We start from the raw sequence: 14040 nt of genomic DNA on the forward strand, positions 1-14040 counted from the left end.
AGATAAATGATTGCGCAGTATTTTGGAGAAAGACATGATCAAAATTGGCATCGTTGGCGGTACTGGTTACACCGGAGTAGAGTTGTTGCGTTTATTGGCGCAACACCCTGAGGTGGAGCTCACTGCAATTACTTCTCGTACAGAGGCTGGCATGCCAGTGGCAGAAATGTTTCCGTCTTTGCGCGGTCGTGTTGATCTCAAATTTACGACGCCAGATGAGGCTAAGCTTAATGAATGTGATGTAGTATTTTTTGCAACTCCACATGGTGTTGCTATGGCCCAAGCTAAAGAGCTGCTTGCCAATAACGTAAAGATCTTGGATCTTGCTGCAGACTTCCGTCTAAAAGATGTTAAAGAATTCGCTAAGTGGTATGGTATGGAGCATGGATGCCCAGAAATTTTGGCAGAGGCGGTTTATGGTTTGCCTGAAATTAATCGCGATGCTATTAAAAAAGCCCGCGTTGTTGGTTTAGCAGGCTGCTATCCAACGTCAGTACAGCTTGGCCTTGCACCGTTATTGGCGCCAAGTTCGACAGGTGGCAAGAATTTAATCGATGGCACACATATTATTTCTGATTCGAAGTCCGGCACCTCAGGTGCGGGTTGTAAAGCAGAAATCGGCACGTTACTTTCTGAAGCAAGTGATAACTTCAAGGCGTATGGAGTAAAAGGTCATCGTCACTTGCCGGAGATTGTGCAGGGTTTAAAGGCGATTGCAGGACATGATCAGATTGGCTTGACCTTTGTCCCCCATTTAACACCAATGATTAGAGGCATTCATTCCACCTTGTATGTGCGTTTAACTGATGCTGGCAAGGAGGTGGATTACCAAAAGCTATATGAAAACTTCTACAAAGATGAGCCTTTTGTTGATGTGATGCCAGCAGGCAGCCATCCAGAAACGCGCTCCGTACGGGGTAGTAACGGTATACGGATTGCGATTCATCGCCCAGCCGGAGGTGATGCTTTAGTTATTTTGGTGGTGGAGGACAACCTGGTGAAGGGTGCCTCAGGTCAAGGCGTACAGTGTATGAATTTGATGTTTGGCTTGCCGGAGACGACAGGTCTCACTCAGATCGCCGTTTCCCCATAATGACCCTTCAGCAAACTGGGCATTAAAAGCCTAAAATAAGACATTGCCTTTTGAATTAGGAGTAAATCATGATTGAATTAGCGACAAAACCTGCAGAAGACCTAGCTGAGCCACCAACACCATTAGTGTTTACGGACAGCGCTGCTGCAAAAGTGGCTGACTTGATTGCGGAAGAAGGCAATCCAGAGTTGAAGCTCCGAGTATTCGTACAAGGCGGTGGTTGCTCAGGATTTCAGTATGGATTCACGTTTGATGATGCAGTGAATGAAGATGACACTCTCTTTGAAAAGAATGGTGTTACTTTATTGGTAGATTCTATGAGCTTCCAGTATTTAGTTGGCGCTGAGATTGATTACAAAGAAGATATCAATGGTTCACAGTTTGTGATTAAAAATCCTAATGCCACAACTACCTGTGGTTGTGGATCGTCTTTTTCGGCTTAAATAAAAACGTACTTAATTAAGCTGGATAGCAAGCGCCCAGAATTCTGGGTCCCTTAGCTCCTGTAACGGCTGGCAAGTTTGCTGGCCGTTTTTCTTTATGAGCCCACGCTAGCCATGCAAAAGCAAGCCCTTCAACTAGCTGTGGGTCTATTCCCGCAGAATCACTAGTAGTGATTTTTAATGGATGTTTGAAGAGTTGCTGTGCCTTTACCTGAAGTAAATTCATGTGTGCATTGTTTCTGGCGCCACCTCCACAGACAATCAGCTTCTGGGTTTGCGGGGCATACCGAAGCAGAGAATCCAAAATTGAGTCCGCTGTCAAATGCAGTAATGTAGCCTGTACATCCTCGGCAAAATAATTTTCACCCTCTAATTTTTCTTGTAACCAAGCAAGATGAAAATCATCTCTGCCCGTACTCTTAGGTGGAACTTTGGCAAAGTAGGGATCGGCCAGCATATTCATGAGAAGTGCTTGATTGACTTGACCTTCTAATGCCCGTTGACCATTTTCATCAAACGTATTGCCTTGGTGTTCATGTATCCATGCATCCATCAACATATTGCCAGGCCCACAATCAAAGCCAGTAACCTCGCCTTTTTGAGGAAGTAGTGTGAGATTGGCAATTCCACCAATATTCAGAATCGCTATATTTTCTGACGTTGAAAATTGTTGTGCATGAAAGGCGAGCACTAAGGGAGCCCCATGTCCACCTGCAGCTACATCACGACTTCTAAAATCTGCAATCACATCGATGCCCGTTAAAATCTGCTAAAAGAGCGGGATTAGGTGTTTGATGCGTATAAGCCATTTCACCAAGGTGTGGCTGGTGACGAGAATGGTTTGGCCATGGACTCTCCGATGGCGGTAATGTCTACTGGCCTCAGGTTAGTCTTTTCCAGTAGTTGGCGAACCGCTTCTGCATAGGCAAAAGCTAACGCATTGCCTGCTAGTTTTTCGCGGTGTAGCTCATTTGAACCTGGGTTTTGGAGTTCAAATAAGGTTTTGCGCAGAGATCTGAGTGCTGATGGCTCCCAAGTTACTGGTTTCACCATTTGGCCCTATCTTGGCGAGAACGGCATCTATCCCGTCTAAGCTGGTGCCAGACATTAGGCCAATATAGAGGGAATAGGGTTTGTTCATGTGGCTCTCAGGAATGCGACAATTATGCTTTAGCAATTTAACTACCAATTTAACTGAATCAGTAAGCCGAATCAGCATGACGGACAAACTAGAACCAAAATATCCCTTGACCCCCGAAGTCTTTGCCGCGCTTGAAGTCACGAAACGTGGTTGCGATGAGTTATTGGTTGAGGCTGACTGGGTGCAAAAGTTGGCCCGTAGCTTAGCTACTCAGACCCCTTTGCGGATTAAATTAGGATTAGACCCCACTGCCCCAGATATTCATTTGGGACATACGGTAGTTCTGAATAAGTTACGTCAGCTACAAGATTTAGGTCACACCGTTATTTTCTTAATTGGCGATTTCACCAGCATGATTGGTGATCCATCTGGTCGTAACGCTACTCGTCCCCCATTGACTGCTGAAGAAATTGCCGTGAATGCAGAAACATACTATCGTCAAGCTAGTATGGTGCTGGATGCTTCTAAAACTGAAGTGCGGTACAACAGTGAATGGTGTGATCCTTTGGGTGCGCGCGGCATGATTCAGCTTGCTGCTAAACATACTGTGGCTCGCATGCTAGAGCGTGATGATTTCACAAAGCGCTATCGTAATGGTGTGCCGATTTCGATTCATGAATTTTTGTATCCCTTGATGCAGGGCTATGACTCCGTCGCCCTCAAAAGTGATCTAGAGCTCGGTGGAACAGATCAAAAATTTAATCTCTTAGTTGGTCGTGAGCTCCAACGTGAATATGGCCAAGAGCCTCAGTGTATTTTGACGATGCCACTCCTCGTTGGTCTTGATGGCGTTGAGAAAATGAGTAAATCGAAAGGCAATTACATTGGCATTAGTGAGCCTGCTGGTGAAATGTTTGGAAAGCTATTGAGCATCTCCGATGACTTGATGTGGGACTACTTCACATTACTTTCTTTCCGTCCTATGCCAGAAATTGATTTAATGAAGCAGGAAGTCGCTGCAGGTCTCAACCCAAAAGACTGTAAGGTACTTCTCGCCCAAGAAATCGTTGCACGTTTCCATTCACAAACTGCAGCAGAGAAGGCTCTAGAAGACTTTAATCACCGCGCCAAAGGTGGTGTGCCGGATGACATTCCAGAAGTCAATATTTCTGGAGCGCCAATGCAAATAGCTAATTTATTGAAGGCGGCTGGCTTAGCCCTATCAACATCAGAAGCAAACCGTAATATTGAGCAAAATGGCGTGAAGATTGATGGCGCAACGATTGCTGACAAGCAGTTAAAAGTAGAAGCAGGAACTTACGTAGTACAGGTTGGCAAACGTAAGTTTGCAAAAGTCACTCTTGCCTAATTGACTACAGATATGAACGATCAAAAAAACTTGAATTAGAGGTAGAACATCTAGAGCGGCTTTCCGTTCAGCTTATTCAAGAGAAAAACTGGGAAGCTCTAGAAAAGATGCTCGCCCCAGAATGCCAATTTGCGAGCTCTCAAGGGGCTTGTGATAAAGCTAGTGCCATGCGCCTGATGAAGGAAATGCAGCTTGGCCCCGTAAAGTTTAAAGATTTTAGGGTTACTAAAGCTCAAGATAATTTAATCGTGAGTTTTTGGATTGCTGCGCTCGAGTATCGAGATGGTAAAGAACTTTCTCCTGAGTACTCTCCGCGCTTAAGTGTTTGGAAAAAAGATAGAAGAGCAGTGGTTATGTATTGCTTATGCCGATCTGATTGCTGGCTAATTACGGAATTACAAATCTAAGCTAGCACTTCTACTAGGTGGTGTGAGGTCGAAATGCTCATAAGCCTGACGGGTTGCCACTCGGCCTCGCGAAGTTCTTTGTAAATATCCTTGCTGAATGAGGTAAGGCTCAAGAACATCTTCTATGGTGTCACGTTCTTCGCTAATAGCAGCTGCCAAATTATCGATTCCAACTGGACCACCATCGAACTTATGCAAGATCGCTTCTAGTAATTTTCTATCCATCACATCAAAGCCGCTTGGATCAACATCAAGCATTTTGAGTGCGGCATCAGCCATAGCTTTGGTAATCGTACCAGTGCCCTTTACTTCAGCGTAGTCACGAACCCGACGTAATAGGCGGTTGGCGATGCGTGGAGTGCCACGCGCACGCTTAGCTATTTCTATCGAGCCTTCTGGATCGATGTTAGCTTTTAATAAATTGGCTGAACGATCAATAATCTTGGTCAGCTCTTCAGTGGTGTAGAACTCAAGCCTTGCCACAATACCAAAACGATCACGTAGTGGATTTGTCAACATACCAGCGCGCGTGGTTGCACCAATTAAGGTAAAAGGTTTGAGATCAATCTTCACGCTGCGTGCTGCAGGGCCTTCGCCAATCATGATGTCTAGGCTGTAGTCTTCCAATGCAGGATATAGAATTTCTTCTACTACTGTCGATAGACGATGAATCTCATCAATAAAGAGAACATCGTTTTCTTCTAAATTGGTAAGTAAGGCAGCAAGATCGCCTGGTCTGTCCAGAACTGGGCCACTGGTTTGGCGCAGGTTCACGCCAAGTTCTCTAGCAATGATATGGGCAAGAGTAGTTTTACCCAGGCCTGGTGGGCCAAAGAGGAGCACATGATCCAATGCCTCTTTGCGAGCTCGGGTGGCGCTAATAAAAATCTCTAATTGGGCACGCGCTTTAGTTTGGCCAACATATTCATCAAGTTGCTTTGGGCGCAGCGCTCTTTCAAAGACAGTTTCAGCATTACCGGCTGATCCACTCACAATGCGGGCATTGCCTTCTGGTAGATCTTCAGGAATTGAGTTGAGGTCGTCTGTATGAATTACCATGCTACAAGTTTAGTGCTTATTCTGGAAAGCTCCTCATTAAGATCAGGCTTTAGATAAATACTTCAGACCCATCCGAATGCCATCAGATACAAAGGTATCTGCTGGAATTTGCTTGAGTGCCAAGAGCGCCTCTTTTTCTGAATAACCTAAAGCCAAAAGTGCCTGTAAAACTTCACTGCTAGCTTCAATCGCTTCAGATTTACCACCTGTAATGTCAAGATCAGGAGCTAGCTTGCCTTTGAGTTCTAGGCAGAGTCGCTCAGCTGTTTTTTTGCTAATGCCAGGGACCTGCGTTAGCCGGCCAGCTTCTTGCAAGGCAATGGCTTGTGCTAGCTCGTTGACACTCATACCAGAGAGAACTGCTAAAGCGGTTCGGGAGCCTACCCCGCTAATTTTGATGAGTTGTCGAAAAGCTTCACGCTCAGTCTCGGTAGCAAACCCAAAAAGTTGCTGTGCATCTTCACGCACCTGAAAGTGGGTCAGGAGGGTAATTTTTTGACCTGTTTGAGGTAATTGGTACAGAATGCTCATTGGCACATCTACTTCATACCCAATACCTTGGCAATCAACCAAGAGACGAGGGGGATGTACTGAAACGAGGGTACCTTGAATGCGACCAATCATAGAGAGATCTTAACCTGTTATGTATTTAATATTTTTTACTTATTACGCTTCTTGGTTGCCGCGATCTCAGTCAATGTTTTAGGTAGCTGTGCATGATGTGTCGCGCAAATGGCAACGCCCAATGCATCTGATGCATCTGTTTCTGGGGCGCGGTTGAGACGGAGTAAGCGCTTGACCATCTCTTGAACCTGAGGCTTAGCTGCGCGTCCCGTACCAACGATCGATTGTTTGACTCGAAGAGCACTATATTCAGCAACAGGTAGTTTTTCGGAAACAAGCGCGGCGATCACAGCACCTCTAGCTTGACCTAATATGAGGGTTGAGCGAGGATTAACGTTCAAGAAGACCTCTTCTATTGCGGCAGATTCGGGGTGATAAGTTTCTAAAACCTCTTTAATTCCCGCATAAAGAATACCTAATCGTTCAGGCAAGCCTTTGGTTGGATCACCACTTTCAATCGTCCCAGAGGCTACATAGGTCAACTTTTGGCCATTAACATCAATGACGCCAAAACCAGTTGTACGCAAACCTGGGTCGATGCCAATCCAGCGCATATTGTCTAACGTGATTCCGTATTAATTAATGACGGAAGTGACGCGTACCGGTAAAGTTCATTGCAATACCGTGTTCATTAGCTGCAGCAATAATCTCGTCATCACGCATACTGCCACCAGGCTGGATTGCGCAGCTTGCGCCGCCATTTACCACTACATCCAAGCCATCTCGAAATGGGAAGAATGCATCACTTGCTACTGCAGAACCTTTCAAGCTCAAGCCGGCATTCTCAGCCTTAATGCTAGCCATACGTGCAGAATCTACGCGGCTCATTTGGCCAGCACCAATTCCAAGGGTCATACCATTAGCGCAATACACGATGGCGTTAGATTTAACAAACTTGGCAACACGCCATGCGAACATCATATCATGCATTTCGCTTGGAGTAGGTAGGCGCTTGCTAACAACGCGCATTTCATTTTCAAGAACATTCTTGGCATCAGGAGATTGCACTAGCAATCCGCCACCAACGCGTTTGAAATCAAAAGTATTAAATGCAGCACCTAATGGAATTTCAAGTAGGCGAACATTCTGTTTGGTAGCAAAAATTGCTTTAGCTTCATCGCTAAAACTAGGGGCAATTAATACCTCTACAAATTGTTTAGAGATTGCTTCTGCAGCAGCGCCATCGCACGGTACGTTAAAGGCAATAATGCCGCCAAAAGCGGAGCTCGGATCTGTTTTAAATGCCTTTTGATAGGCTTCAAGAGCTGTAGCACCAACTGCTACACCACAAGGGTTGGCATGTTTAATGATGACGCAAGCCGCCGCACCCCCTACATTACCAGTAAAGCTCTTAACGCATTCCCAGGCAGAATCAGCATCTGCAATATTGTTATAAGAAAGTTCTTTACCTTGTAATTGCTTGTAATTCGCTAGTGCACCATCAACTGGATAGATATCTTTGTAGAAAGCTGCGGATTGGTGAGGGTTCTCCCCATAACGCATCTCCTGTGCTTTTTCAAAAGCGAGGTGCAAAGTTTCTGGGTAAGCAGAGCGTGCCTTGTGATCTAAGTCATCACCCAAAGCCGATAGATAATTCGCAATAGCGCCGTCATACTGAGCGGTATGTGCAAATACCTTTTTAGCTAAGGCTAGATTAGTCTTGTAGGAAACCACATTGTTGTTGGCCTTCATTTCAGCTAAGACGGACGCGTAATCTTCCGGTGAGATCAACACAGTCACATCTTGATGATTCTTAGCCGCTGCACGGAGCATAGCTGGGCCGCCGATATCAATGTTCTCAACCGCATCTTCGAATGAGCAACTTTCTTTTGCTACTGTTTGATTAAACGGATAAAGATTGATGACGAGCATATCGATAGTATCAATACCATGTTCTTTTAATGCCGCCATATGTTCCGGGAAATCCCTGCGGGCTAATAAGCCGCCATGCACCATCGGATGTAGTGTCTTGACGCGACCGTCAAGCATCTCCGGAAACTTGGTTAAGGAAGAAACCTCAACAACTGGCAGATTATTTTCAGCCAACAGTTTTGCAGTTCCACCAGTTGAGATGAGCTTAATGCCTTGCTCATGAAGAGACTTGGCAAAAGGCACGATGCCATTTTTATCAGATACAGAGAGGAGGGCTGTACGGATCATAGTTTTCGGAAATTTAAATTAAAGGGAATAGACTGCGCTGTTTATTTACTTGAGAAGTTGATGCTCAACTAGCTTTTTGTGGAGAGTATTGCGATTAATACCCAAATATTGTGCGGCTAGTGATTGATTTTGTTTGGCATGTTGCCTTACTAATTCAAGCATTGGTTTTTCTACGACAGCCAAGACCATTTGATAAATATCAGTTGGTGTTGTTCCTTTAAGGTCATTTAGGTAGCCCTGTAATTGGGTTTCAATGCATTCGGTAATCGGGTGCTTATTGGTCATAATAATCTATCAATACAAAATCTAGTAAATAAAAACAAAAATAAGAAAACTAAATGTGGGTAAAACTATGCTGCCTCTAAAAATAACAACTGATCAGAATGAGATTTCATTTCATCAAAGTAATCATTAACCGTTTGTAATTGAGTTTTGCAATCGTCGGCAGTATTCATGCGCGGACGAAAAGCATGGGAATCACGGAGTCCTTTGCGGTACCAGCCAATATGTTTGCGGGCAGTACGAAGGCCAATATGCTCACCATAAAACTCATAGTGATCTAGGAGATGGGTATTCATGATGGACTTTATCTTATTGATCTTTGGGGTTGGTAGCTTGCCACCTGTTTCGAGATAATGATTAATTTCGCGGAAAATCCAAGGTCGACCTTGGGCGGCTCGTCCGATCATAATAGCGTCTGCACCGGTAATCTTTAATACTTGCTCCGCTTTTTCAGGGCTGTTGATATCGCCATTGGCTACCACTGGAATGCCTACAATATTTTTGACTGCAGTAATCGTTTCATATTCAGCTTCGCCGTGATAAAGATCTGCTCGTGTACGGCCATGAACAGTCAGCATAGAGATGCCAGATTTTTCTGCAAGACGAGCAATCTCAATGACATTCTTATGATCGCGATCCCGGGCCGGTGCGAATCTTTAAAGTTACTGGCACGGCATCAGGTCCAATGCCTACAGCATTTACAACGGCTTCTAAGATTTGTTGCATTAAGGGTTCATCACGAAGCAAAGCGGAGCCCGCTGCCACATTACATACTTTCTTAGCAGGGCAACCCATATTGATATCAATAATCTGGGCGCCATGATCAACGTTAATCTTTGCGGCAGCTGCCATCATCGCTGGGTCAGCGCCTGCAATTTGCACTGCAATGGGCTTGAATTCACCAACATGATTGGCGCGACGTTGTGTCTTTTCGCTTTTCCAAAGCAAGGCATTTGAGGCCACCATTTCAGAAACAGCGTAACCAGCCCCTAATTTTTTGCAAAGTTGACGAAAAGGACGGTCTGTCACCCCAGCCATAGGGGCCACAAATATTTTATTTGCCGGGAGGTGAGGGCCAATCTTCATCTAAAGGGGTATGGAAATCAGAATTTCGCTGTTGGTTTGACTGCTAGAGCGGAAAGCGTGTCACTTTAGCATATTCAGAACAAGTACTCTGCCTAATTTTTAGGCAGAGTACTTGTTCTGAATCAAACGGAGTCGTCTTGGATTTTGGAGGCTGTTTAAGCCCCTTAGCGCCTGCCAAACATCATCTGCCGTGCCAAGGCTGTTTTGATTGGCGGAAGCCACTGAAGGGCGCTTAAGGCTATGCTACGGGCAAGTACTACAGGGGCTAAATTCGATGTAAACACCCTAGCCATGAAGTCAGTTAGCCCTATAGTTGTTGTTCTATCTGCTTTACGACTTTGAGCGTAGCTTTGAAGGGCGTGATGTATCTTCGCCGGAGATTGATCCTCTGCAGAACCCGAGAATATTTCTACCAATTTCTCTGCTAGTAAAAAGGCGTCACGTAACCCAAGATTTAAGCCTTGGCCAGCAACCGGATGCAAAGTTTGAGCTGCATTACCAATCCACACTTGATTATCTTTAGTAATTTCTTTTCGATAATTCAAGCCGAGGTCATATAAACGTCGATCTTGCACTTTCAGAAAATATCCAATTCGTGAACCAAATTCTTTTTGTAGTTCACTTAAAAAATCGGCATCATTGAGCTGTAAGCGATATTGTGAAGATTCTGGTGAACCGCACCATACGAGGTTCAAAATATTAGGACCATAATGACTTGGGAGAGCTGCTAGTGGACCCTCTGCAGTAAATCGTTCCCAAGCTTGATGGGGCGCTGCATTCTCTACTTCAACCAATCCAACCAAGGCTGACTGACTATAGTCGCGGCCAGACTCAACCCAATCTTGATTTTTAAATAAACCACCTTCAGCATGCACGATACATTTCGAATGAATCTGATTTTCTTCGGTTTCTTTGTGAATGTGCTTCCAGACAAAGTTAGGGCTGGTTGCTTGTAAGACCCTCAATGCTTGACGCAAAGTGATGTGAATATCGCGATAACGAATAATATGTCCCAATGCTTCTTGCTTAAGTTCTTCGCGCTTCATCAGCGCTCTGCCAAAACGTCCTGCTTGTGAAACATGGACTTGATGAATTTGGGCAGATTCTTTTGGCCATGCACGAATCGTATTGAGCAATATTTTGCTGCCGTGTGACAAGGCAATTCCACGATTATCAGTGTTGGCTAAATCAATATCATTGACAGGATTGCGATCGAGTAATGTGATGCTTGCGTCCGGAAATTTTTGTAGCGTCCAAGCAGCGCAAGCTAATCCGACTGGCCCGCCACCCTGAATCAAAATATCGCAATTAGAAGAACTCATTTTTATTTGGATATCGCTATACGTTTTTCATGATTGCTTCAATTTCATCGGCTTTGACTGGCACGCCACGAGAAATCAACTCACAACCAGAATCATTTAAGACGGCATCATCTTCGATACGGATGCCAATATTCCAAAACCTTTCATCAATATCATCCGCGGGTCTTATATAGAGGCCGGGCTCAATCGTAAGTACCATACCGTTCTTCAAGATGCGCCAAGGCTTATCGACACTGGATGATTTTAGTGCAGCCTCGCGATAGGAACCAACATCGTGCACATCCATGCCTAGCCAATGCGAAGTGTGATGCATATAGAAGCGGCGATAAGCGCCTGTTTCTATGGCGTTTTCAAGCGAACCCAATTCTGAAAGTTTCAGCAGATTTTCATCTAGTAAGCCTTGAGTTAGCACTTGAAGCGCTGCTTCGTGTGGTCGCATAAAAGTGTTGCCTGGTTTTGTCATGGCAATTGCGGCTTCTTGAGCTGCTAATGTAATGGCATAGAGAGCACGTTGCGGCCCGGAAAATTTTCCGTTTACGGGGAATGTGCGTGTAATATCCGATGCATAACTATCGAGCTCGCAACCAGCATCAATTAAGCAAAGTTCACCACTGCGTAATTCTGTTGAACTAGCGCGATAGTGAAGAATGCACGAGTTGGCACCACCAGCAACAATACTGTTGTACGCAACGCTTTGAGCGCCGCTGTGTCGAAATTCATGGAGCAGTTCTGCTTCAAGTTGATATTCCCTCATACCAGGTTTGCACGCTTGCATAGCACGGATATGGGCACGAGCAGAGATGGCTGCAGCACGGCGCATGATGTCAATTTCATGGGCATCTTTAAATAAACGCATTTCATGAATCATGGCATCAATGTCATGAAGTTGTGATGGTGGATTTACTCCAGAGCGAGCTTGCGCACGAACTTGTTTCATCCAGTGACGTAGGCGTCGATCGGATTCGGCACTATCAGCCAGACGTACATAAAGAGCACCCTGATCGGCTAATAATTCATTGAGCTTTTGATCTAACTCCTGATTACTATAAGCAAATTCAATGCCCAAAGATTCTGGGGCGGCATCAGGGCCTAGACGAACACCATCCCAAATTTCTCGCTCTATATCTTTGGGCCTGCAAAATAAATGCGATTGAGCTTGAAAACTATTCCCACTTTCATTCACTTTAATAACCAGCGTAGCACCAGGCTCTTCAAAGCCCGTTAAGTAGTAAAAAGCACTGTCATGACGATAGGGAAATTCGCTATCGCGATTGCGGGCAAGTTCAGGGGCGGTAGAAATGATGGCAACCCCACCTCCAGTTTTAGCAAAAATTTGTTCCGCTAATTGATTTCTACGAAACTGATAAATATTTGTTTTAGTCATATGCTGCATTGAGCTCTTGTAAGCGTTGTGGTGTGCCTACATCGTGCTATGGAGCGACATATTTTTCACCAGACACTTTATTTTGCTCCATTGCCGCCTTCAGTAGAGGGGCTAGCTTGGCAGGAGTCCCAAATTCAATGCCTTGGAAAAGGTCTTTGTGATAAATCCCAATGCCGGAGAAGGTGAGTTTTTCAGCGCCATCGGATGAAATGCTGCTAACTCTAGAGTCTTGGAGGTAAAAATCACCCTCGGGATGTTGTACTGGATTTGGGACCATTAGCAAGTGAGCTAGAGGCTTGTTGGCATCAAAACGCATTTTAGAGGCGGTCTCCAAAAGATGATCTACGGGTAAGTTAGGGCTAAATACATCGCCATTAATCATCAGAAAGTAATCATTGGGCTCAATGATGGGGGCGCCTTATAAATACCGCCAGCCGTTTCTAAAGCGCTGCCCTCAGGGGAGTAATGAATATGAAGACCAAATTGCTGTCCGCTTCCCAGGGCCGCTTCAATTTTTTCTCCTAGCCAGGCGTGATTAATAATTGCTTTTTGAACCTTTGCTTTGGACAGAGCTTCCAAATGCCATGCCAGCAAAGACTTATTTTGAATACTAAGTAAGGGTTTGGGCAGTGTGTCAGTGAGGGGGCGCATACGTTCGCCTCTGCCAGCAGCCAGTAAAAAACAAGGAATAGGATTACTCTGATTCATCACAAGAAATTGGCTAATCTTTATTAATGCGTGTGGACTCAAGGATTCGAGCCAACGGTTTTAATTCAACATATCGATTTGCGCATGCAATTGCATATTCAAGTACGAGAGGGATGTCCTTCAAGTACCCATCTTTACCATCACGATGAAATAGTCTTGCGAAGATACCAAGAACTTTGAGGCGACATTGTAATCCCATCCACTCAAAGTCGCGATAGAACTGTCTAGAATCGTTTGGCATAGGTAGTCCCGCCTTGCGACCTTCTTCCCAAAACTTAATGACCCGCTCTTCTGGCCAAGCAATGTAAGCATCACGCCATAGCGAAGAAGCGTCATAAGTAATGGGACCATACACCGCATCTTGAAAGTCAATCACGCCTGGATTATTGATTTCTGTCACCATTAAATTGCGTGAATGGTAATCTCGATGAACATAGACTTTAGCTTGTGCCAGATTATTTTCAATGATAAGCCCAAATGATGTTTTTAATTGCTTTTTTGCTGATCATTCAGCTCAATATTGAGATGTTTCTTTAGATACTACTTAGGAAATAAATCTAGTTCACGCTGCAAAAGGGCACCGTCATAGTTTGGTAATACATTGGGCTTGTTAGCTTTTTGCATTAAAACCAATGCGTGCGTTGCGTCTTTATAGAGGTGATCAGCTGTTTCGTTGTTGAGTTCTGCTAGGTAGGTTTTGATTCCCAAGTCGCTCAGCAACAAGAAGCCTTCTTCAAGATTTTGCTCGAGGATTTTGGGTACGTTCAAACCAGCATCTGAGAGCAATAAATCGACCTTAATAAAGGCATCTAGAGGCTCATGTTCGGGTGGGGGCATCCATCACGATCAAAGTGCCGAAATTGGGTATTTTTGACTCGATTCAGAAATAGCGCCTAAAAGCTGGCATCTGCGGAGGCCGGCGCCAAAGTGTCGAGATCTAATTGCCAGCTAGCTTCTAGAGCCTTTAGTCAGTTACGTAGGGTGTTTAAGCGTGAGTCAGTCATGGTCGATTCGTATAATAA

General features: G+C 44.8%; 13 protein-coding genes and 3 pseudogenes. 4 read left to right on the forward strand and 12 right to left on the reverse strand.

The features are described 5' to 3' along the window. Window positions 1–34: 34 nt before the first annotated feature. Together argC and erpA are read left to right on the forward strand one after the other, a co-directional pair. The gene (argC, locus tag DXE37_RS01180) at window positions 35–1093 is read left to right on the forward strand and encodes an N-acetyl-gamma-glutamyl-phosphate reductase (protein ID WP_114636302.1); all 1059 of its coding nucleotides are present in this window, start codon (window positions 35–37) and stop codon (window positions 1091–1093) included. A 68-nt stretch (window positions 1094–1161) separates the two neighbouring features. After that, complete coding sequence (erpA, locus tag DXE37_RS01185) at window positions 1162–1536, forward strand: iron-sulfur cluster insertion protein ErpA (RefSeq protein WP_114636303.1); 375 nt, start codon at window positions 1162–1164, stop codon at window positions 1534–1536. Window positions 1537–1552: 16 nt separating this feature from the next. Here erpA and DXE37_RS01190 read toward each other — a convergent pair. Continuing rightward, a pseudogene (locus tag DXE37_RS01190) lies at window positions 1553–2677 on the reverse strand (anhydro-N-acetylmuramic acid kinase). A gap of 76 nt (window positions 2678–2753) precedes the next feature. On the opposite strand from DXE37_RS01190, the gene tyrS reads away from it, so the two are divergent. Together tyrS and DXE37_RS01200 are read left to right on the forward strand one after the other, a co-directional pair. Then, complete coding sequence (gene tyrS, locus DXE37_RS01195) at window positions 2754–3986, forward strand: tyrosine--tRNA ligase (RefSeq protein ID WP_114636304.1); 1233 nt, start codon at window positions 2754–2756, stop codon at window positions 3984–3986. A gap of 167 nt (window positions 3987–4153) precedes the next feature. After that, entirely contained in the window at window positions 4154–4393 is a 240-nt protein-coding gene (locus DXE37_RS01200; protein ID WP_231970889.1) for a hypothetical protein, read from the forward strand. Here the strand turns inward: DXE37_RS01200 and ruvB are convergent. The 11 genes and pseudogenes from ruvB to DXE37_RS01250 form a co-directional block, all read right to left on the reverse strand. Further along, the gene (gene ruvB / locus DXE37_RS01205; protein ID WP_114636306.1) at window positions 4382–5452 is read right to left on the reverse strand and encodes a Holliday junction branch migration DNA helicase RuvB; all 1071 of its coding nucleotides are present in this window, start codon (window positions 5450–5452) and stop codon (window positions 4382–4384) included. The genes DXE37_RS01200 and ruvB overlap by 12 nt on opposite strands. 42 nt (window positions 5453–5494) lie before the next feature. Then, on the reverse strand, window positions 5495–6076 hold the full coding sequence (gene ruvA, locus DXE37_RS01210; RefSeq protein WP_114636307.1) for a Holliday junction branch migration protein RuvA: 582 nt from the start codon (window positions 6074–6076) through the stop codon (window positions 5495–5497). Window positions 6077–6111: 35 nt separating this feature from the next. Next, a complete protein-coding gene (gene ruvC / locus DXE37_RS01215; RefSeq protein ID WP_114636308.1) occupies window positions 6112–6630 on the reverse strand; it encodes a crossover junction endodeoxyribonuclease RuvC in 519 nt (172 codons plus the stop codon). Window positions 6631–6655: 25 nt separating this feature from the next. Next, window positions 6656–8236 (reverse strand): bifunctional phosphoribosylaminoimidazolecarboxamide formyltransferase/IMP cyclohydrolase, encoded by a 1581-nt coding sequence (gene purH / locus DXE37_RS01220; RefSeq protein ID WP_114636309.1) that lies wholly within the window; start codon window positions 8234–8236, stop codon window positions 6656–6658. Between the two features lie 45 nt (window positions 8237–8281). After that, the gene (locus DXE37_RS01225) at window positions 8282–8521 is read right to left on the reverse strand and encodes a helix-turn-helix domain-containing protein (RefSeq protein WP_114636310.1); all 240 of its coding nucleotides are present in this window, start codon (window positions 8519–8521) and stop codon (window positions 8282–8284) included. Between the two features lie 65 nt (window positions 8522–8586). After that, window positions 8587–9604, reverse strand: a pseudogene (gene dusB / locus DXE37_RS01230) (tRNA dihydrouridine synthase DusB). 164 nt (window positions 9605–9768) lie between these two features. Further along, window positions 9769–10926, reverse strand: coding sequence for an FAD-dependent monooxygenase (locus DXE37_RS01235; protein WP_114636311.1), 1158 nt, complete (start codon window positions 10924–10926; stop codon window positions 9769–9771). A gap of 16 nt (window positions 10927–10942) precedes the next feature. Continuing rightward, the gene (locus tag DXE37_RS01240; protein WP_114637497.1) at window positions 10943–12310 is read right to left on the reverse strand and encodes an aminopeptidase P N-terminal domain-containing protein; all 1368 of its coding nucleotides are present in this window, start codon (window positions 12308–12310) and stop codon (window positions 10943–10945) included. 46 nt (window positions 12311–12356) lie between these two features. Then, a complete protein-coding gene (locus DXE37_RS13830) occupies window positions 12357–12692 on the reverse strand; it encodes a glycosyltransferase family protein (protein ID WP_331852093.1) in 336 nt (111 codons plus the stop codon). Continuing rightward, window positions 12692–13018, reverse strand: coding sequence for a nucleotidyltransferase family protein (locus tag DXE37_RS13835; RefSeq protein WP_331852094.1), 327 nt, complete (start codon window positions 13016–13018; stop codon window positions 12692–12694). Before DXE37_RS13835 ends, DXE37_RS13830 begins: the two co-directional genes overlap by 1 nt. A 13-nt stretch (window positions 13019–13031) precedes the next feature. Then, window positions 13032–14022, reverse strand: a pseudogene (locus tag DXE37_RS01250) (aminoglycoside phosphotransferase family protein). Window positions 14023–14040: the final 18 nt, after the last annotated feature.

The sequence above is a fragment of the Polynucleobacter necessarius genome (assembly GCF_900095205.1).
GTDB lineage: Bacteria > Pseudomonadota > Gammaproteobacteria > Burkholderiales > Burkholderiaceae > Polynucleobacter > Polynucleobacter necessarius_E.

Bases quoted from the DNA above. Each gene is read 5' to 3' on its own strand.
- DXE37_RS13830 (WP_331852093.1), bottom strand. From the start codon at position 12,692: ATGATTAATGGCGATGTATTTAGCCCTAACTTACCCGTAGATCATCTT.
- DXE37_RS01240 (WP_114637497.1), bottom strand. From the start codon at position 12,310: ATGACTAAAACAAATATTTATCAGTTTCGTAGAAATCAATTAGCGGAA.
- ruvC (WP_114636308.1), bottom strand. From the start codon at position 6,630: ATGCGCTGGATTGGCATCGACCCAGGTTTGCGTACAACTGGTTTTGGC.
- argC (WP_114636302.1), top strand. From the start codon at position 35: ATGATCAAAATTGGCATCGTTGGCGGTACTGGTTACACCGGAGTAGAG.
- tyrS (WP_114636304.1), top strand. From the start codon at position 2,754: ATGACGGACAAACTAGAACCAAAATATCCCTTGACCCCCGAAGTCTTT.
- purH (WP_114636309.1), bottom strand. From the start codon at position 8,236: ATGATCCGTACAGCCCTCCTCTCTGTATCTGATAAAAATGGCATCGTG.
- DXE37_RS13835 (WP_331852094.1), bottom strand. From the start codon at position 13,018: ATGAATCAGAGTAATCCTATTCCTTGTTTTTTACTGGCTGCTGGCAGA.
- DXE37_RS01225 (WP_114636310.1), bottom strand. From the start codon at position 8,521: ATGACCAATAAGCACCCGATTACCGAATGCATTGAAACCCAATTACAG.
- ruvB (WP_114636306.1), bottom strand. From the start codon at position 5,452: ATGGTAATTCATACAGACGACCTCAACTCAATTCCTGAAGATCTACCA.
- ruvA (WP_114636307.1), bottom strand. From the start codon at position 6,076: ATGATTGGTCGCATTCAAGGTACCCTCGTTTCAGTACATCCCCCTCGT.
- DXE37_RS01235 (WP_114636311.1), bottom strand. From the start codon at position 10,926: ATGAGTTCTTCTAATTGCGATATTTTGATTCAGGGTGGCGGGCCAGTC.
- erpA (WP_114636303.1), top strand. From the start codon at position 1,162: ATGATTGAATTAGCGACAAAACCTGCAGAAGACCTAGCTGAGCCACCA.
- DXE37_RS01200 (WP_231970889.1), top strand. From the start codon at position 4,154: ATGCGCCTGATGAAGGAAATGCAGCTTGGCCCCGTAAAGTTTAAAGAT.